This window comes from Enhygromyxa salina (genome assembly GCF_002994615.1).
Classification (GTDB): domain Bacteria; phylum Myxococcota_A; class Polyangia; order Nannocystales; family Nannocystaceae; genus Plesiocystis; species Plesiocystis salina_A.
In genome coordinates this window covers 1-19,159 of sequence record NZ_PVNK01000299.1, presented here as the reverse complement: position 1 = coordinate 19,159, position 19,159 = coordinate 1, and the positions used below count along the sequence as shown (strand labels likewise).

At 70.8% G+C, this 19,159-nt stretch carries 16 protein-coding genes; 11 read left to right on the top strand and 5 right to left on the bottom strand.

Features of this window, described 5'->3' with window-relative positions; all coding sequences use genetic code 11:
• Positions 1–150 precede the first annotated feature (150 nt).
• Entirely contained in the window at positions 151–1,398 is a 1,248-nt protein-coding gene (locus ENSA5_RS34490) for a cytochrome P450 family protein (RefSeq protein ID WP_106395978.1), read from the bottom strand.
• A gap of 229 nt (positions 1,399–1,627) precedes the next feature.
• On the opposite strand from ENSA5_RS34490, the gene ENSA5_RS34485 reads away from it, so the two are divergent.
• The 7 genes from ENSA5_RS34485 (at position 1,628) to ENSA5_RS34455 (ending at position 13,156) form a co-directional block, all read left to right on the top strand.
• Entirely contained in the window at positions 1,628–1,975 is a 348-nt protein-coding gene (locus ENSA5_RS34485) for a hypothetical protein (RefSeq protein ID WP_106395977.1), read from the top strand.
• A 374-nt stretch (positions 1,976–2,349) separates the two neighbouring features.
• Positions 2,350–3,738 (top strand): cation:proton antiporter, encoded by a 1,389-nt coding sequence (locus ENSA5_RS38755; protein ID WP_181198458.1) that lies wholly within the window; start codon positions 2,350–2,352, stop codon positions 3,736–3,738.
• Positions 3,735–5,072, top strand: a complete 1,338-nt coding sequence (trkA, locus tag ENSA5_RS34475; RefSeq protein ID WP_106395976.1) for a Trk system potassium transporter TrkA — start codon at positions 3,735–3,737, stop codon at positions 5,070–5,072. The genes ENSA5_RS38755 and trkA overlap by 4 nt, the downstream gene beginning before the upstream one ends.
• The gene (locus ENSA5_RS34470) at positions 5,069–6,514 is read left to right on the top strand and encodes a TrkH family potassium uptake protein (RefSeq protein WP_146156434.1); all 1,446 of its coding nucleotides are present in this window, start codon (positions 5,069–5,071) and stop codon (positions 6,512–6,514) included. Before trkA ends, ENSA5_RS34470 begins: the two co-directional genes overlap by 4 nt.
• Positions 6,511–10,662: a cation:proton antiporter domain-containing protein gene (locus tag ENSA5_RS34465; protein WP_146156433.1), complete on the top strand. Its 4,152-nt coding sequence runs from the start codon at positions 6,511–6,513 to the stop codon at positions 10,660–10,662. Before ENSA5_RS34470 ends, ENSA5_RS34465 begins: the two co-directional genes overlap by 4 nt.
• On the top strand, positions 10,659–11,471 hold the full coding sequence (locus ENSA5_RS34460; RefSeq protein ID WP_106395973.1) for a mechanosensitive ion channel domain-containing protein: 813 nt from the start codon (positions 10,659–10,661) through the stop codon (positions 11,469–11,471). Before ENSA5_RS34465 ends, ENSA5_RS34460 begins: the two co-directional genes overlap by 4 nt.
• Entirely contained in the window at positions 11,468–13,156 is a 1,689-nt protein-coding gene (locus tag ENSA5_RS34455) for a zinc-binding metallopeptidase family protein (RefSeq protein WP_106395972.1), read from the top strand. The genes ENSA5_RS34460 and ENSA5_RS34455 overlap by 4 nt, the downstream gene beginning before the upstream one ends.
• 116 nt (positions 13,157–13,272) lie before the next feature.
• On the opposite strand, the gene ENSA5_RS36685 is transcribed toward ENSA5_RS34455, so the two are convergent.
• A complete protein-coding gene (locus ENSA5_RS36685; RefSeq protein ID WP_146156432.1) occupies positions 13,273–13,557 on the bottom strand; it encodes a hypothetical protein in 285 nt (94 codons plus the stop codon).
• 273 nt (positions 13,558–13,830) lie between these two features.
• Between ENSA5_RS36685 and ENSA5_RS34450 the strand changes: the two genes are divergently transcribed.
• Entirely contained in the window at positions 13,831–14,592 is a 762-nt protein-coding gene (locus tag ENSA5_RS34450) for a peptidylprolyl isomerase (protein WP_106395971.1), read from the top strand.
• Between the two features lies 1 nt (position 14,593).
• Here ENSA5_RS34450 and ENSA5_RS34445 read toward each other — a convergent pair whose 3' ends face one another.
• The gene (locus ENSA5_RS34445; protein ID WP_181198457.1) at positions 14,594–15,016 is read right to left on the bottom strand and encodes a hypothetical protein; all 423 of its coding nucleotides are present in this window, start codon (positions 15,014–15,016) and stop codon (positions 14,594–14,596) included.
• Positions 15,017–15,023: 7 nt separating this feature from the next.
• Positions 15,024–15,179, bottom strand: a complete 156-nt coding sequence (locus ENSA5_RS38750) for a hypothetical protein (protein ID WP_181198456.1) — start codon at positions 15,177–15,179, stop codon at positions 15,024–15,026.
• A gap of 140 nt (positions 15,180–15,319) precedes the next feature.
• Here ENSA5_RS38750 and ENSA5_RS34440 point away from each other — a divergent pair, with 140 nt between their 5' ends.
• The 3 genes from ENSA5_RS34440 to ENSA5_RS34430 all read left to right on the top strand — a co-directional run bounded on the left by ENSA5_RS34440 (position 15,320) and on the right by ENSA5_RS34430 (position 18,189).
• Positions 15,320–16,648: an FHA and sigma-54 interaction domain-containing protein gene (locus tag ENSA5_RS34440; RefSeq protein ID WP_106395969.1), complete on the top strand. Its 1,329-nt coding sequence runs from the start codon at positions 15,320–15,322 to the stop codon at positions 16,646–16,648.
• Between the two features lie 175 nt (positions 16,649–16,823).
• Positions 16,824–17,399 (top strand): superoxide dismutase, encoded by a 576-nt coding sequence (locus tag ENSA5_RS34435; protein WP_106395968.1) that lies wholly within the window; start codon positions 16,824–16,826, stop codon positions 17,397–17,399.
• A 22-nt stretch (positions 17,400–17,421) separates the two neighbouring features.
• The gene (locus ENSA5_RS34430) at positions 17,422–18,189 is read left to right on the top strand and encodes a polyamine aminopropyltransferase (protein ID WP_106395967.1); all 768 of its coding nucleotides are present in this window, start codon (positions 17,422–17,424) and stop codon (positions 18,187–18,189) included.
• Positions 18,190–18,243: 54 nt separating this feature from the next.
• On the opposite strand, the gene ENSA5_RS38745 is transcribed toward ENSA5_RS34430, so the two are convergent.
• On the bottom strand, positions 18,244–19,159 hold a 916-nt coding region (locus ENSA5_RS38745; protein ID WP_181198455.1), incomplete at its 5' end, for a hypothetical protein.

The following is a 19,159-nucleotide window of genomic DNA, read 5'->3' as shown; positions in this document are numbered from 1 at the left end:
GCCTTTTCGCCGATGGCTTTGTCGCCAAAACTTGCAGTACGCCCGGTACAGCGGCGTTTTGGCTTCGCGCCCTCGGCGAAAATTCCGGCGCGAGGCGACACGATGCATTGCACCCCGGGCTGCTAGCGGACCACCGACGCCGGGCGGCCCTCAGCTGAGCCGAAGGGGCAGCGCCGTCAACCCGCGCAGGCCCGAGCTGTTCTCGCGCCAGCGCAGCTGCTCGTGCCCGATCGCCAGGCGCATCCCCGGGCAACGCTCGACGAGGGCCGCAAAGGCGAGGCGCGCCTCGACCCGAGACAGCTGCGCGCCAACGCAAAAGTGGACCCCCAGCCCGAACGCGAGGTGGCGGTTGGGCGTGCGGCCGACGTCGAAGCGGTCGGGCTCATCGAAGACCTGAGGATCACGGTTGGCCGCGGCCACGCAGGGCAGCAGCGCGGCGCCGCGCTCGAGCTTCATGCCGCCGATCTCGCAAGGCTCGGCGACGTAGCGCGTGCTCGCGAAGTGCGCCGGGCTGTCGAAGCGGAGCATCTCCTCGATCGCTGGGGGGATCAGGGCGGGGTCATCGCGCAGGCGCTCGAATTGCTCGGGGTTGTCGAGGAGCGCGAGTGTGCCGTTGCCGATCAGGTTGACCGTGGTCTCGTGGCCGGCGAAGAGCAGCAAGAAGATCATCCCGACCAGCTCCTCGGCGGACAGGCGCTCACCCTGCTCCTCGACGGCGATCAGGGCGCTCGTGAGGTCGTCGCCCGGCGCCGCCCGCTTGCGCTTCAACAGGGCGTCAAAAAAACGGTAGAGCCGAAACAGACCCGGCGACTTGCGGACGATGTCCCAGCCGCCCTCAATGCCCATGATGCACTGGACGTTCGCGTGAAAGCGGTCCCGCTCGCGGGCGTCGACGCCGAGCAGCTCCGAGATGATCCGCAGCGGGAGCGGCAGCGCGAGGGCGGCGATCAGATCGACGGCGCCGCCCGAGGCCGCCGCCGACATGGCGTCGTCGAGGAGCTCGGCGACGATCGCTTCAATGTGCTCGCCGAGCTCGTCGACGCGCGCGGGCGTGAACGCCTTGCTGACCAGCCCGCGCAGGCGCCGGTGATCGAGCCCGTCCGTCGAGACCATCGAGCGCGCGAAGGTGCGGAGGATCTTCGGCGTGAAGCGGCCCTCGAAGGGCCCGGGCTTGCCCGTCGCCGTGCGCGGGTTGCTGTTGAAGCGCCCCGCGTCCTTGAGGACCTCGCTGACCTGCTCGTAGCGGGTCATCAGCCAGGCCTCGCCGATGAAGGGCTGCTCGCAGCGGATCAGCGGCCGGGCCGCCCGCAGCCGCGCGTAGATCGAATAGGGATCCCTGTGCAGGCAGGGATCGCTGAGGCGTAGATCGAGCCCCAGATGTGGATCGTCAATCCTCATTGTTTTTCAATTATGAGGCCGACTGTGGCGAGCACTGGCGGTCGGACCCACGAAAATTACGCCGGTAAGGGCCGGCGCGCGCGCATGGGTGGAGGCTCTGGCGCCAGTAGCGTGAGCCGATGGTCTCTCGCAGCGAAGCAGTGAGTCGAGCGCGCAGCGCTTGATTCAGGTCCAGTCTCACTGTCGGCTCGGAGCGATCCCCCGCACCAGGTGATGCCTGACCTACTCCATGAAGGTCGGTGGCGGTGCCGGAGTGGCGTGTGCCGGAGACGCGGTCCAGGCCGACGGCGTGCTCTCGTTCGCCGGCTCCGATGGCGTGGTGTTCGTGTCCATCCCGATCACCGTCGAGCGGACGAACGACCAGGCCGTCTTCCAAGTCCAAGCTCAGCTCTCGCCGACCTCCGAGCTCTCTTCCGGGCTCACCGAGCTCGTCGAGGTCAGCGGGACGTCGATCCGGGGGCTGATCAACTGGGGCCTCGAGGGTGAGTCGCTGCGGGCGACGTTCGAGTACACGGGGCAGACGATCGGGCCGAGCGGTGGTGAGGGCTTCATTGTTAGCGTGGCGGAGTTCGAGTAGGAGGGCCGATCGAGAAAAGCGCGCGCGTTGGGCTCGGGGGCGGTCGGCAGGAGCTTGCCCGCAGCCCACTCGCCGCCGTCGCCGTCGCCATCGCCATCGCCATCGCCGGTCTCGGCGCCGCTGCTCGTGCCCGAGTCTCCCTCGGCCGTCGAGACGTCGGCACGCCCGAGCGCGAGCACAGTCGCGCGTGAAGCCGCCAGGGGGTCGCCACCACTGAGCGCAATCGCAAGCAAGTCATGGGCTCAGTGGTGGCGACCCATCGCCGCGATGGGTCGGTAATCCCCGCTACTCGCGGAGCGGTCTGTCCCGGCCGCCGAGCTCGATCTGGTTGCTTGGATCCCGGGCCTGTGGTGTCGTGACGCCACCGCGAGCTCGTGGAAGACAACACCACCCTCATCCTCGTCGCGCTGATCGTCTTCGCGTTCGTGGTCAGCCGCCTGCTTCACCGCTACGCCGAGCGCGTGGCGTTGGTCTCGGGCATCGAGTACGCCGTGGTCGGCGTGCTGATCGGGCCGCTGATGCCGTGGGGCCTGATCGACGAGGACACGCTGCGCTCGCTGGACCTGCTGATCTCGCTGCTGCTCGGGCTGCTCGGCTTCCTGGTCGGGCTCCACGCGCGCGAGGCCCTGCGCCGCTTCGAGCACTTCTTGGCCGGGTCGTTCGCGGCCTTGATCGTGGTCGTGGTCGTGGGGCTCACGGTCCTGGGCATGGTCCAGTGGCTCGAGCCCTCGTACCTCGCCGATCCGACCCCGATGGTCGAGATCCCGGTCTTCGCCGACGGCACCCGTCTGTATCAGCTGTGGGCGGCCGACGACGCCCTGTGGCTGGCGCTGACGCTCGGGGCGGCGGCGGCGATCGCCTCGTCGACCGCGATCGAGGCCACGGCCCAGCGCTGGCGGGCCGAGGGTCCGCCGGTTGTGCTGCTTCACGACCTCGCTAGCGCCGGGCAGATCATCGCGATCTTGGTGTTCGGCGCGGCGCTGTCCGGCGATCGGGCGATCGACGCGGCCGACAGCTACGGCCTGAGCCTGGTCGAGTGGTCGCTGCTGGTCGCCGTCGCCGGCGGCGCGACGGGGCTGCTGTTCACGCTGTTCATCGGCGGGACCAAAGATCTCTACCTCGCGACGATCGGCGTGGTCATCTTCGCCGCCGGGATCGGCGCGGCGCTCGGCGTCTCGCCGCTCTTCGTCAACCTCGTCGCCGGGCTGACCGTCGCGGCGACCTCGGGCCACAGCGAGCTCCTGCGCGGGAACCTCGACCGGCTCCGGCGGCCGGTGGCGATCCTGCTCATGGTGTTCGCAGGCATCGCCTGGCGCCCGGTCACGGGCTGGCTGTGGCTGATCCCAGCCGCCTACCTGGTCACGCGCGTGGGCGCGCGGCTGCTGGCCTCGCGCTTCACGGTCTCGACCTTCGTCCACGGCGTCGAGCTGCGCCGCGTGGGCGGCGGGCTGATCGGTCAGGGATCGCTGGCCGCGGCGATCGCTCTGAGCTACGCGCAGGGCCACCCCGAGGGGGGGTCGCTGGTGCTCAGCGCGGTCCTGGTCCCGATGCTGATCACCGATCTGTTCGCGGTCCGGACGCTGCGCCAGGTCCTGGCCAACGCCGGGGCGATCCGTCCGCGGGCCAAGGTCGAGCGCGAAGACAGCGAAGACGCGAGCGTCGAGCGCTTGGATCCACACCTGTCGTCCGAGCCCGCCGAGCCCGCCGGAGCTCAGCCTGCGGGGCCCGCTGAGGCCAACCACGAGGATGAGGAGCCCAAATGATGAGGATCGTGATCGTCGGAGCCGGCGAGGTCGGCCGCCACCTCGGCCGCTCGCTCCAAAATGAGGCCGACCTGATCCTGATCGACCCCGACGCCCGCGAGCTCGCGAGCGCCGAAGAGGGCCTCGACGCGCTGACCCTGGTCGGTGACGGCACCCACCGCTCGGTCCTGCGCAAGGCCGAGGTCGAGCGCGCGGATCTGTTCATCGCGGTCACGCCAGACGACTCGGTCAACCTCGTCTCGGCCGCGCTCGCGCGCGATCTCGGCGCGACGCGGGCGGTGGCCCGGGTCGACGATCCGGCCTTCTATGAGTCCAAGCGCGGGTTCGAGTCGGGGGTGCTCGGGATCGAGGCTTCGGTCTGCGCGAGCCGGCTGGTCGGCGTGGAGCTGCTGCGCATGCTCGCGGCCGTGCGCGCGCGCCAGGTCGTGGCCTGCGCGGCCGGGCGGGTCCAGGTTGCGAGCCACGTGATCGGCGAAGACTCGCCGCTGCTGGCGGGCAGCCGGGCGCGGGCGACGACCTGGCCCGAGCCGATCCGCGCGATCGTCCGCGCCGGGCAGCTGCGCTCGAGCGCCGAGATCGAGCACGCCGAGCTCGGCGACGTCGTGCTGATGGCCTGCAGTCCGCTGGGCTTGCTCGAGCTGCTCCACGAGCTCACGCCCGCGGCCGGGGTGATGCGCACGACGATCGTCGGCGGCGGCGACGTCGGGATCCAACTCGCGGGTCTGCTCGGGCCCCGCGGGCTGCTCGACCGCCTGATCGAGAGCGATCGCTCGCGCTGCTGGTCGCTGGCCGAGCAGCTCCACGGGGTCCAGATCCTGCACGGCGACGGGACCAACATCGCGTTCTTGCGCGAGGAGCACGTCGGTCGCGTCGACGCGCTCCTGGCCGTGACCGGGTCCGACGAGGCCAACCTCATGACCTCGCTGCTCGCCCGCGAGCTCGGCGTCGACCACGTGTTCGCGCTGGTTCATCGGCCGGGCTACGCGGGCGTGTACTCGCACCTCGGCGTCAGCGGGACGGCCAGCCCTCACGAGACGATCGCGCGGGTCATCCGGGGGCTGATGCCAAGGGGGACCATCGTGGGTCGCAGCTCGCTCAGCGAGATCGCCGTGGACCTCGTCGAGCTGCGCCCGGGCGTCGCCGACGTTCGCGTCGCAGACCTGCCGCTGCCGCCGGGCGCGATCCCGCTGGTCATCGCCGGCCGCAGCATCCGCGCGCCCAAGCCTCGCGCGACCCTCGCGGCCGACGACGTGCTCGTGGTCGCGCTGCCCGGCGGCCGCGTGGGGATGCTCGAGAAGGCCCTGCGCCGCAAGCCGATCGGGGGCGCGGCGTGACCCCGCGGGTGGTCGCCAAGCTCGCGGCGCCGCTCCTGGCGATCGTGGCCGCGACCATGCTCGCGCCGCTCGGCCTCGCGATCTTCGACGGCCGGTCGCGCAGCGCGATCGCCTACCTGGCCTCGGGCCTCGCCTGCGTGCTCGTGGCCCTGCTGCTCGCCCGCCTCGGCCGCGACCAGGACCAGGAGGTCAACCACAAGGACGCGATCGGCGTGGTCGTGCTGATCTGGCTGGTCATGGGCATCTTCGGCGGGCTGCCCTTCATGCTCGAGGGCGCGCTGCTCGACCCGGCGGCCGCGCTGTTCGAGGCGGTCTCGGGCTTCACGACGACCGGGGCCACGGTCGTCGGCGACATCGAGGGCCTGTCGCGCGCGAGCAACCTGTGGCGGTGCGAGATGCACTGGATCGGCGGCATGGGCATCGTCGTGCTGTTCGTGGCCGTGTTTCCGCAGCTCGGCGTCGGCGCCAAGCAGCTGTTTCGCAACGAGGTCCCGGGCCCGACGACCGAGGGCCTGCGCCCGCACATCAAGCAGACCGCGGTCGCGCTGTGGTGGATCTACGGCGGGCTCACGGTCCTGTGCGCGATCTTGATGGTCGTCGCGGGCATGCCGATCTTCGACGCGATCTGCCACTCGATGTCGACGCTCGGGACCGGCGGCTACTCGCCGAAGGCGGCCTCGATCGGGGCCTACCAAAACCCGGCGATCGACTGGATCACCGCGGCCTTCATGCTCGTGGCCGGGCTCAATTTTGGGCTCTACTACGCGGCCGCGCGCGGGCGCTGGCGGGCGCTGTTCACCAACCCCGAGACGCGCTTTTACCTCGGCCTCAACGTGGTCGTGACCGTGGTCGTCGCGTGGTCGATCTGGTCGCGGCACCCCTCGATCGGCGAGTCGCTGCGCTACGCCAGCTTCCAGACCCTGGCGGTCACGACCACGACCGGGTTCATGACCGAGGACTTCGACACCTACCCGAACGTCGCCCGCTACCTGCTGTTCTTGTGCATGTTTGTCGGCGGCTGCGCGGGCTCGACGGCCGGCGGGATCAAGGTCGTCCGGGTCTACCTGATGTTCAAGGTCATGACCCGCGAGCTGCGCTCACTGGCCGCGCCCCACGCAGTCGCGACGGTCAAGCTCGGCAAGCAGTCGATGCCCCCGGGCGTGATCTCGGCCGTGCTCGTGTTCTTTGTCACCTATCTGCTGATCTTCGTCGCGACCTCGCTGCTCCTGGTCGCCCTCGACCTCGAGCTGATGACCGCGATGAGCGCGACCGTGGCCTGCCTGAGCTCGGTCGGGCCGGGCCTCGACGCGGTCGGGCCCGCGCAGAATTTCGCGGTCGTGCCCGCGCTCGGGAAGCTCGCGCTGTGCGGGTGCATGGTCGCGGGTAGGCTCGAGCTCTTCGTGCTCTTGAGCGTGTTCTCGCGGGAGCTGTGGCGGCGATGAAGCGACTGCTCGTGGTCCTCGCGCTCCTGGCCATGATGGTCGGGCTGCGCCTGCTCGGGACCGAGAGCCTCGGCGCGGTCGACCCCCTGACCCTGGCCGCGATCGGCTTCGTGATCCTGGCCGCGTTCGCGGTCGCCGAGCTGCTCGCGACGATCGGCCTGCCCAAGGTCACGGGCTACATCTTGTCGGGCATCGTGCTCGGGCCCTTCGTCGGCGGCGTGCTGTCGAGCGAGGTCGTCGAGCAGATGGGGATGTTCAAGACCCTCGCGGTCGGGCTGATCGCCCTGACCGCGGGCCTCGAGCTCGAGACCAAGGCCCTGGCCAGGCTCACGAAGACGCTGCTGGCCACGGTCGGGGCCAAGATCGTGATCACGGCGCCGCTGATCGGCGCGGCGTTGGTCGGGGTCGAGCTGGCCTTTCATCCGCTCGGGCTCGGGACCACGGCCGAGGCGATGGCGGTCGGGCTGGTGTTCGCGGCGCTGTCGCTCGGGACCTCGCCGAGCATCGCCCTCGCGGTCGTGAGCGAGTCGGGGGCCAAGGGCCGGCTGTCGGAGCTGGTCCTCGGCGCGGCCGTGCTCAAGGATCTGGTCGTCGTCGTGGTCCTGGCGATCTGCGTGGCGATCGCCAAGGCGCTGATGGGCGGCGGGAGCGTCGGCGTCGACGTGCTGATCCACGTGGGCGAGGAGCTTGGGCTCTCGGTCGTCGCGGGCGGGATCGTCGGCGCGATGCTGATCGCCTACATGCGCTGGATCAAGGCCGAGATGCTGCTCTTCGTGGCCGCGATCGTGCTCGTGGGCGCCGAGTTCGCCGAGGCCCTCCACCTCGAGCTGCTGCTGATCTTCATCGTCGCGGGCTTCACGGTCCGCAATTTCTCGGACTACGGGCACGAACTGCACCACCCGCTCGAGCTGGTCTCGCTGCCCGTGTTCGTCGTGTTCTTCACGACCGCGGGCGCCGACATCGACATCGACGCGACGCTGCAGGTGCTGCCGCTGGCGCTGGTCTTGGTCGTGGTCCGGGCCGGGGGCTTTTGGTTGTCGGCGCGGGTCGGCAACCGGGTCGGCAACGAGGCCGCGGAGGTCAACGACAACGCCTGGTACTCGTACCTGCCCCAGGCCGGGGTGACGCTCGGGCTCGTGGACATCGCGGCCGGCAAGCTGCCCGAAGTTCAAGCCCCGATCCTGACGATCGGCATGGCCTTCGTGGCGGTCAATTTGCTGGGCGGGCCGCTGGCGCTGCGGGTCGGCCTCAAGCGCGCGGGCGAGCTCCCGGACGAGGGCGAGGCCGCGGCCCCGGTCGAGGACGAGGGCGAGGCCGCGAGGGCTCGAGACGAGGCCCCGCCGCTCGTCGCCCTCGATCCGCTGAGCCCGGAGCTCGACGCGAGGCTCGAGAGCCTGCGCGAGCTCGTCGCCGAGGAGCTCGAGCGCGGCGTCTCGGAGGTCGTCACGCCCTGGCTCGCGCTCCGGCGCCAGGCCTTCGCGCACCTCGACGCCAGCTCGGTCGCGCAGATCGCCGCGCTCGCCGAGAGCCCTCCGCACAGCGACGCCACGCTGATGGCCAACGAGCTCGCGGCCCTGTTCGAGCGCGCCGCCAGTCACCCCCAGCGCCTCGAGATCACCCAGCGGGTCCCGCTCGAGCCCCGCTGGCTCGCGCCCCGCGAGGGCGAGGGCGCGCGCGAGCGAGTTCGGCGGGCGCTGCGGAGCGCGGCGGTGAAGCTCGGCAGCCGGCGGGCCAAGACCCGCGAGCTGCCCATGCGCCTGGTCGCCCGCGAGGCCTTCGAGCCGCGCCTGGCCACGGGGATCCTCGAGCTGTTTCGGGCCAGCTGTCGGGCCGAGGCTCGGCTCGCCGACGTCCTGCGGCGGCGGCTCGAGGGCGGGCTCGCGCCTGAGCTCGTGGCCGAGACCCTCGACGCGATGCTCGATCGCTTCGCGGCCGACGCCCGGGCCAGCGTGGCGAGCGCGCTCGAGGCCGGCTCGCGGCGGATGCACCTGGTCCTCGCCCGGATCGACTCGCCCTCGATGCCGATCACCGAGATCGACTTCTCGGAGGCCGCCAAGGGCATCGAGCGTGAGCTCGGCGCGCTGCTGGCCGAGGCCGAGCAGTGGCCCCAGGTCATCGACTCGTGCTGGCAGACCGTCGAGGTCAGCGCGCGGATCCGCCGGCTCGACGATCGGATCACCGACAGCCGCGCAGGGGCGGTCGACCTGCGCGAGGCTCGCGAGGCCGTCGACGAGGAGCTCGGGGCCTTCGCGCGCCGACTCCGAGCCCTGCGCGACGCGATCGACGAGGTGGAGACCGTCGACGACGAGGCCCTCGACGCGATCTCGACCCACGCCCGCGGGCTCCTGCCCAAGCCCGCGTCCAAGCGCCTGCGCCAGCTCGAGCAGCGCCTGCGCAAGTCGAGCGACGGCAAGGCGATCCACCAGGCGCTGCGCGAGGCCGCGGCCCGCGACACCGGGGCCAAGGTCCTCGTCGGGCCCGAGCTCGTCATCGCCGCCCCGATCCCCGCCGAGGTCCGCGGCCGCGAGCTCGACGTCCGCGAGCTGATCGACGGTGAGATCGCCGGGCGCGTGCTCCCGGCCGCCGAGCGTGAGCTCGACGCCGCGGCCAAGCTGATGTCCGAGACCCAGCAGGCCGCGGCCGGAATGGTCAACGACGTCGAGCTGCTGACCGAGGTCTACCGTCGCCACGAGAGCAAGGACGCGACCCTCGACAACTTCCGCGCCGGGCTCGAGCGCGTCCAAGCCCGCTGTGAGCAGCTCCAGGCCGAGACCGTGGTCGAGCTCAGCGCGGCCGCGCAGACCGTGGCCGCTCACTTCGACGGCCTCGGCGATCGGCTCGCGGCCGCGCTCCACGACGCGACCGGGACCGGCGATCCAGCCCGCTGGGTCTCGCGTCGGACCGACATCGCCCGGCGCCAATTCGGGCGCACGCTCAGCCAGCTGCGCGAGGGCGCGGCCGAGGTCTGGGCTCAGGCCAGCGAGCGCTTCACCACGTTCGCCGCGGTCCTGACCACCGACTACCGGCTCCGCTCGGGTCTGAGCCTGCCCTCGGCCGCCGCGATCGCCAAGCTGATCGAGGCCGACAACGCCCTGCGCGTGAGCCCGGACTACGTCGCGATGTTCGACGACCGGGCGATCCGCGACCCTCGCTTCTTCGTCGCCCACCGTGAGCTGCTGCGGGTCATCAGCAGGGCCGAGCGCACCTGGCAGCAGGGGCGGACGGCCAACGGCGTGCTCGTGGTCGGCGGCCCGGGCAGCGGCAAGACCTCGCTGCTCAACGTCGCGACCCTCAAGCTCGGGACCCGCGAGATGATGTGGCTGCCCGAGGAGCGCGTCGGCTTCATCGAGGCCCTCGCGGGCGAGCTCCACTGCGCGCCGACGCTCGACCCGATCATGCGGCGGCTGCTCGATCGTCCCCGGGTCATCGTCGTCGACGACCTCGAGCGTCGGCTGCCGCTCGGCGGCCGGGCGGTCGACGAGCTCGAGCTCCTGGCCCAGCTGATCGCGCGGACCTCCGCGACCTGCTTTTGGATCGTCGCGGCCTCGCGCGAGCTCCACCGCCTGGTCGCGCGGAATTGGCCGCTGCGCGTCGGCTTCGCCGATGTCATCGAGCTCGATCGGCTCGACGGCGAGACCCTGGCCGCGGTGATCCTCGCCCGCCATCGGATCAGCCACCTCGAGCTGTCCTTTCCGCTCTCGCCCCTGCGCCGCGCGATCGCCAAGCTGCTCGGGCGCGAGCCCAGCGGGCAGCAGCGCCGCTACTTCGCCGGCCTGGCCGAGTCCTGCGGCAGCAACCTTCGGGCCGCGCTGATCGAGTGGTGTCGGGCTGGCGCCGTCCACGGCGAGACCCTGGTGCTCGAGCGCGGGGGCCGAGCGCGGGCCTTGCCCTTCGTCCGCCAGCTGCCGAGCACCGCGCTGGCGATCCTCGCGAGCGTCGTGCGCTTTGGGCCGAGCGGGCGCGGGGCCCTGGCCGAGCTGCTCTTGCGCGAGGACGCGGAGCTCGAGCGCTGGGTCCACTTCTTGCTGACCGCCGAGCTGCTCGTCGTCGACGGCCGCGGTCGCCTGAGCTGCCCCGCGCACGTGCGTGACGTGCTCGCGCCCGAGCTCGCCGAGCTCTACGTGTTTCATGATCAGGAGGGCGCATGACCGAGCAGCAGCTGAGTTTTGGCGCCCGGCTCCTGGCCGAGTTCGACGCCTTGCTGCGGATCTCGCCGCTGGGCCTGGTGGTCTGGCTGGTCTTCGTGCTCGGCGCCGCGTGGGTCCTGGCCTGGGCCGGGCCGGCGATCGTGCGCACGACCTGGCGCCTCGGCATCGATCCGCGGCGGCGGCTCGGGCTGCTGTCGAGCGGGCTGCGCGTCGCCGGCCTGTTGGTCGGGGTCGCCGGGGTCCTGCGCCCGATCTTTGTGCGCGCGCCGACCCTCGGGGTCCTCGCTATCGTGCTCGCGGTCATGCTCGCTGGCTTCATCGCGCCCACGCAGCTGCGCAACCTCACCAGCGGGCTCTCGCTCGCAACCCGCTCGCGCCTGCGCGAGGGTGACCTGGTCACGATCGGCGAGCTCGAGGGCACGGTCCGCGACGTCGGCTTGCTCCGCATCGGCCTGCGCACGGTCGACGGCGGCGTGACCCACGTGCCCGCGTCCGACTTCGATCGGGTCGCCGTGACCGTCGGCAGCCGCCGCGCCGCGGTCCCGATCGAGGCCCGGGTCGTCGCCGGGCCGGGCTTCGACGAGCGCGGGCTCGAGCGCCTGCGCCGGGCGCTGTGGATGTGTGTCTACCGCCGGGCTGGCAGCGATCTTCGGATTACCCACGACCCCGAGACCCGTCGCGTCGGGGTCCGGATGGACACCTGGGCGGCGATGTCGGAGGTCGAGGTCGAGCGACACGTGCGCGCGCTGCTGATCGAGCTCACCCAGGGCGCGGCCGAGCCCGCCACATCCGAGGAGGTCGCGTCGTGAGCAAGTCGGGTCGACGGGGGTTTTGTCGGGCGCTCGGGGGCCTCGCGTGCCTCGGCCTCGGCGGTTGCAAGATCGAGCCGATCCTCGGGATCGCCGACGAGCGCGAGGCGCTGCCGCTCGCGTTCCCGGATCTGCCCCCGCAGATCCCCGACCAGCTCGAAGACGCCGAGACGACCCTGCGCGCCCTGACCGAAGAGCTGCTTCAGCGCGAGATCCCGCGTCTGACCAGCGGCGGTCTGCGCGAGCGGGCGAGCGGGGATCCGAGCGCGGTCTCGCATTTCGTCGAGCTCATGCGCGGCTTTGGCCTGGCCCCGGCCGGCAACCGCGGCGGCTGGGTCCAGCCGGTCATGCTCGACATCGTCGAGCCGACCGGCGACGTCGCCAGGGTCCGCCTGCGGCCCGAGTCCGAGGCGCCCTTCAAGCCGGCCGAGGCGCCGCCGAAGGAAGAGGAGACGCCGCCGACCGAAGCGGAGACGGCGTCAAAAGCGGGCGAGACGCCGCCGGAGGGCGAGGCGCCGCCGGAGGGCGAGACGCCCGAGCCCGCGCCGCCGCCGAAGGAGCCCGACGCGCCGCCCGAGCCCGAGCCCGAGCTCCCGTCGCGCGCGATCGAGCTGGGCGCGCTCGGGGCTTTTCGCCAGCGCGGCGACGCGGTCGCCCACGAGCGCCTGCTGCTCGGGCCCGTGCTGAGCTACGAGACTCCGCTGCCCGCCTCGCCCCTCGCGGGTCGCGTGGCGGTGTTTCGGGCGCCCAAGGGGCTCGACCTGTCGAGCGACGACGCCCCCGCGCGGGTCGACACCTTGATGTCCACGGTCCGCGACACCGGGGCCGTGGGCTGCCTGCTGCTGACCCGCGACGACGGTCCGGGCATCGAGCGCTTCCGCGAGCTGTGGCAGCGCCAGGTTCGGCGCGCGGGCGCGGGCGACGAGGCCCTGCTGATCGAGGGCCTCGTGGCCGCCGAGGCCCGTAAGCCGATCGAGGCCGCGCTCGGCGACGACGAGGCCTGGATGCTCGAGGTCAACCTCGCGACCCACAGCTACGTGGTCGAGTCGCACAACGTGCTCGGCCGCGTGACCGGGCGCGAGCAGCCCGACGAGGCCGTGGTCCTGACCTGCGCCTGGGACACGCCCGATCCGCGCATGGCCGAGCTCCACACGATCCGGCTGCTCGCGACCTTGGGCGCGTTCTTTCAGCTCGCCGAGTGGAGCCGCCGGAGCACGCCGACGCCCTACTCGCTGGTGCTCCTGCTGACCGCAGACGCTGGCCTCGCCGCCGGGCAGTCGGTCCACGCGGCGTGGTCGGCCAACTATGGGGCCGAGACCGTCGCGCTCGTGGCCCTGGATCGTCCGATGACCAGCCGGATGCCCGCGGCGGTGCTCTCGGGTCACTACGACGCGGGCGTCGCCGAGCTCGCGCGCCGGGTCGTGGCCGCCGACGGCCGTGAGCTGCTGCTCGATGATCAGCTCTCGATGCCCTCGCTCGCGCCCTACCTGCGCTATCCGGCCCCGGTCATGACGATCGGCGCGGGCGACCCCGATACGATCGTGGACGTGAACGGGAGCGGCGACGCAGATGAGGACGAAGGGGAGGGGGAGGCCACGGCCGCGGCCGAAAGCCCGCTCGACGGGCTCCACGCCGACATTCGTCTGCTGCGGAATTTGGTGTTGGCCCTCGCGGCGCGGCGCTAGCAGCCCGTGGTGCAATGCCTCGCGCCGCCTCGCTTGGCCTGGTTGAGGACCGGGCGACCCGAAACGCCCACGGGGTCAACTCTACGTTGGTTGACTCGTGGACAGTCATGCTGCTTTCAGGTTCGACCGATCAGCATCTGCGCACCCCACGACTCCACCACGAGTTGGGGCAGATCCCCATGACACTGCATGATGGAGAGCATCCTCGGTTGGCCGGTTCCGCCACCCACCCAAAACACGATCCGCGGCGCGCCGGTGAATTCGGTCGACTCGTTTCGACTGATGGACACATTGAACAATGCGTCTTTGGGGACTCGCGGGAACCCCTGCCGGTAGTAGGTGAATGCCCCGGTCGGGTCTGCGAACCCGACGATGTTCAGCTTGTCGTTGGGGGCTTTCACCGGCGTCGTCGCGGACGAACACATGTCTGCGCATGAGGAGTTGCTCGGTACGACGGTGTTGCGTGATGTGCGCCTGGTGGCCGCGCAGACCTGCTCGAGCTCCAAGGCGTGCGCGGGGCGGGCGTTGGATAGCTGAAGCAGCCCTCGGTCCCGGGCTGGGGCGGCTGCTACCGGCCGATCCTCGACGGCGACACGATCTACTGCGCGATGGGGCGCCACGGGCTCGAGACGATCGAGTGGTGACACGGAGCCGGCCTGGGCTACATTTGCGGGATGCAAGCTCGCCTGGTCGTCCCTGCTTTGCTTTGTCTGTGCTCGCTCGGGCCCGCGTGCGGCGAAGATGTCGGTGACGATGTTGGCGACGAGCTGAGCTCGGGCACGGAGACCTCCAATCCCGACGGCGACGGCGACGGCGACACGACCGGCGATGGCGACACCACGGGCGACGGCGACGGCGACGGCGACACGACCGGCGACGGCGACACCACGGGCGACGGCGACGGCGACACCACGGGCGACGGTGACGGCGACGGCGACACGACCGGCGACGGCGACTGCAACGAGGTCGTGATCAGCACGAGCTTGGGCGAGATGTACATCGGCCTCGACCCGGTCAACGCGCCGATCACCGTGGCCAACTTCAAGGCTTACGTCGACGCGGGCTTCTACGACGGCACGATCTTCCACCGCGTCATGGACGGCTTCATGATCCAAGGCGGGGGATTCACCCCGGGGATGGTGGCCAAGATGACGATGCCGCCGATCGTGCTCGAGACCAGCCCGGAGCTGACCCACGTCGACGGCGCGATCTCGATGGCCCGCACGCCCGAGCCCGACTCGGCGACCTCGCAGTTCTTCATCTGCGACGGGCCCCAGCACTTCCTCGACGGCGACTACGCGGCCTTCGGTGTGCTGTCGAACGGCGCCGACGTGCTCGCGGCGATCTCGGCGGTGTCGGTGGCCGACCAGGGGCAGTTCGACAACGTCCCGGTCGAGGACGTCGTGATCAACTCTGTCAGCTACAGCTGCGACTGAGTCAGCCCTCGGGCGCCGACCACAGCTTGGCCGCGCACCGACCCTCGGCGCACAGGCACCCGCCGTTGCAGTCCATCGTCCCGCCGCGGCAGTCCAAGGTGCACGTCGCGCTCGAGCAGTCGGGGGCGTCGGCGGCCGCGACACAGGTCGTCGCGTGACAGCACGAGGCCTTCACGCAGTCGGCGTCGGTCTGACACGGGATCTGCGTGGTGACGATCTTCGTGGTCCCGAAGCTCGGCTCTTGGGGAGCGGGCTCGGGGTCCGGGTCGACGGGGCTCGGCGCGGCCCCGGGTTGTTCGACGACGAGCGCGGGCTCGGCGGGCTCGAGCGCGTCGTCGCGGCTGACGGGCGTCTTGGCCGAGGGCGGATCCTTCTCGCACCCGGCCAGCGCGAGCACGAGCGCGGCCCCGACCAAGGACCTCACAGCCACCTCAGGGTTGGGCCGTCGGCGCGGGCGTGTCGGGCTTGGTGTCGCCGGTCTTGATGATCATGAAGACGGTGGTGAAGCCGGCGAGCACCAGCACCAGCACCCCGAGCAGGATCGGGTTGGGGTTGAGCTCGATGTTGGGGTCGAACTTCGCGGCCATGGCCGCGGAGTGTAGCGGACCCAATGACGGCCCACAATCTCGTGAGCCGCGACACGCGACTCGGAGCCGCCAAAAATAGGCGCCCGCCGTGAGCAAAAACTCTGCAAAGGCCCCCGCGCGAGGATCGACACCCATGGGCCATGAAGCACTGTCTGACCGACCGCCTGCCCCGAGAGAGCGACCCCCACCTGCGCCTGGCCTTCGAGTACGACGACGGCCGCCAGCACTCGCTGCCGCACTGCAAGCCCTTGCTGATCGGCTCGGCCGAGGACTGCGAGCTGCGCGTCGGAGACCGTTTCACCAGCTGCCGCCATGCCCGCGTGATCTACACGCCCCGCGGCTACTGCATCGAGGACCTCGGCTCGACCAACGGCACCCTCGTCGACGGCGTCCCGGTCGACAGCGCGATCCTCGAGCCGGGCATGAAGGTGGAGATCGGGCGCGTGCGCATGTCGGTCACGCGGATCGACAAGTCGGTCGACGAGGTCCGGCCGCAGCGGGCGCGCAGCAAGCCCGAGGCCGACCCGCCCAAGCACCGCCTCCTCGGTCGCTCGCAGGTCATGAAGACCCTGCGCCGTCAGCTCGAGAAGCTCGCGCTGCTGCCCCTGCCCGTGCTCTTGCACGGGGAGACCGGAACCGGAAAGGAGCTGGCCGCGCGCACCCTCCACGAGTTCGGGACCCTGCCCGAGACGCCCTTCGTGGCCCTCAACTGCGGCGCGATCCCGGCCGGGCTGTTCGAGTCGGAGCTCTTCGGTCACCGCCGCGGGGCGTTCACGGGCGCCCACCGCGATCACGCGGGCGCCTTCGTGCGCGCCGGGTTCGGGACCCTGTTCCTCGACGAGGTCGCCGAGCTGCCGATCGACGCCCAGGCCAAGCTGCTGCGGGTGCTCGAGACCCGGCGCCTGACCCCCGTCGGCGGCGACGCCGAGGTCGACATGAATTGCCGGATCGTCGCCGCGACCCACCGAGACCTGCGCGCGATGGTCGAGAGCGGGGACTTTCGTGAGGACCTCTACCACCGCCTCGGCGTCGTCGCGCTCGAGCTGCCCCCGCTTCGGCGTCGGCGCACGGACATCCCGCTGCTGCTCGCGCACTTCGTCGATCGGGCCTCGGCCGAGCTCGGCCGTGAGGTCGTGCTCTCGCAGGCTGCGGCCGCCGAGGCCCTCGCCCACGCCTGGCCGGGCAACGTCCGGGCGCTGCGCAACGCCGTGCTCCGGGCGGCCGCGCTGTGCGAGGGGCCGATCACCGCGATGGAGCTCCTGCCCTCGACCGACGAGCCGCGCCCGCGCGGGGATCTGATCTCGGTCCCCCGGGGCACCTACGCGAGCATGCACGCGGCGCTGCTGCAGCAGGTCGTGGCCGAGGAGGGCAGCGTGCGCCGGGCCGCGCGGATCCTCGACGTCCCGCGCAGTACCCTCGGCGCGTGGATGCGTCGGCTCCAGTCCGGCACCGCGCCCGCGACGACGTGAGCGGCGCCACGTCGGCTGCACGAGCCGCGCACGCCAACAAAATGGCCAAATGACGATGCAGCAGCCGTCTGCTTGATCCTTGCGCTTGGTGCGGCAATAGTCCCGGCGTCCACGCGCGCCGTGAGTGACTCCGGCCTGCGCGCGAGCCCACTCCTCACCAACGACAGGTTTTCCGATGTCCTTCGAACTTCCCGAGCTCCCCTTCGCCAAAGACGCCCTCGCCCCCCACATGAGCGAGGAGACCCTCAACTACCACTACGGCAAGCACCACGCCGGCTACGTCAAGAAGCTCAACGCGGGCGTCGAGGGCACGCAGTGGGCCGGCAAGTCGCTCGAAGAGATCATCCGCGGCGCCGAGGGCGGCGTGTTCAACAACGCCGCGCAGGTCTGGAACCACACCTTCTTCTGGAACTGCCTCAAGCCCGGCGGCGGCGGCGAGCCGAGCGGCGATCTGGCCAAGGCGATCGACGCCGCGTTCGGCTCCTACGCCGACTTCAAGACCAAGTTCAGCGCCGCCTGTGCCGGGCAGTTCGGCTCGGGTTGGGGCTGGCTGGTCAAGGGCCAAGACGGGCTCGAGATCATGACCACGGGCAACGCCGACACCCCGCTCAAGCACGGCAAGACCGCGGTCCTCACCATCGACGTGTGGGAGCACGCCTACTACATCGACTACCGCAACGACCGCGCGAAGTTCATCGGCACGATCTTGGACTCGCTGGTCAACTGGGACTTCGCCGCCAGCCAGCTCTGAGCTCCCGCTCGGCGCCCGCGTCATGGTCGAGCTCACGAAGGCCCAGCGAGCCCACCTCGCGGCCGACGTGTGCCGCCGCCTGAGCAGCTGCGTGCCCTGGGGCCGCAAGCTCAGGTGGGCGCCCGAGCTCAACATCCAGGCCAAGACCTACCCGACCGTCAACCTCTTCGCCGAGGTCAAGCCCTCGGCGCGTGGGGTCGAGGAGCTGCGCGAGGGCGAGTACGTCGACTCGGACGGCGGTCGCTTTCGCTACGCCCTTCGGCTCCACCGTCGCGGTCAGCCGCTCGAGACCTGGTGGGGGCGCAAGACCGGCACGGTGATCTTCGACGGCGACATCGAGATCCCGATCCTGTTCGAGCGCAAGGGGCCCGGGCAGCCCTTCCGGACCTTCCCGTGGATGAGCCTGACCCCGGCCGAGCTGCTCACGCTGCGGCCGGGGACCAGGCTCGCCAAGGGCAAGGTCGTGATCGCCGGGCTCGGGCTCGCGCACCAGCTGATCGAGGTCGGCAAGCGCCGCGCGGTCACGGAGATCACCGTGGTCGAGCGCTCGCGCGAGCTCGTGGAGTTGATCATGCCGCGGGCGATGGCGGTGCTCGCCGAGCATGGCCGCGAGCAGGTTCGGGTTGCGGGTGGAGATGCGTTCGCGCTGCTGCCCAAGCTCGAGGCTGATGTCGCGTTGGTCGATGTGTTTCCGGCCTACGGCGACAACCGCGAGGCGATGGCCAAGCTTCGCGGGCAGTGCAAGAAGATCAAGCGGATGTGGGACTGGGGCGCCTCGGACTTGTTGTGAGGGTCGAGGCCGAGAGCTTGGGCCCAGTCGGCCTCGAGTCGAGTCGAGTCGAGATCAGTCCGCGGGCTTGCCCGAGACGAACACGCCGATGTGGCCGTTGGGCTCGTCGCCGTACAGATCACAGACCTTCTGCTTGGCGTGGGTCACCCAGACCTCGTGCTCTGCGAGGCTCGCGTGTCCGCCGCGAAACAGGGTCCCTTGCTCGCCCTCGAACTCGAAGGTCAGGCCCACTTCACGCGTGGCAGCCCCGTCGTAGCAGTGCGGTGTGCACGCGTTGGCGACCACGTCGACCGGGATCGTGTCGAGCCCGATGCTGTCGACGTTGGTCGCGTAGTAGAAGGCGTGGCGCCCCGCGATCGCCAGGCTCTGGTCGAGATGATCGAGGCGCCAGTCGACCTCCCACCAGTCGGTATTCATGGCGCTCGCGCTCAGATGCAAGGTCGCGTCGACCTCGAAGTTCGGCGTCCAGGGCTCGTTGAGCATGAGGTCAATGGTGACCGTATCGAAGCTCTGGCAGTCGAGCTCGACCTTGGTCGCTGAGACGCTCAGGACCGTGCAGTCCTCGTCGAGATCATAGTCGTGGCTCTCGGGCGAAGTGGTGATCTCTACATTCTGGTTCGGACCCGCGACGATCTCGCAATTCATGTCCGGCGGCGGGGCCACGCACACTTCGCACCAATCCTCGTACGAGTCACCGTCGCCGTCACCGTCACCGTCGCCGTCGCCGTCGCCGTCGCCGTCGCCGTCTCCGTCGCCGTCTCCGTTGCCGTCGCCGGTTGTGTCGCCGTCGCCGTCGCCGTCGCCGTCGCCGTCGCCGTCGCCGTCGCCGTCGCCGTCGCCGTCGCCGTCGCCGGTTGTGTCGCCGTCGCCGGTTGTTGTGCCGCCGTCAGAGTCACCAGCATCATCGACGGGAGAACTGCCGGTTTCACAAGCGACTAGAATGAGAAGCGCACCCAGTGTCAGGATGGGG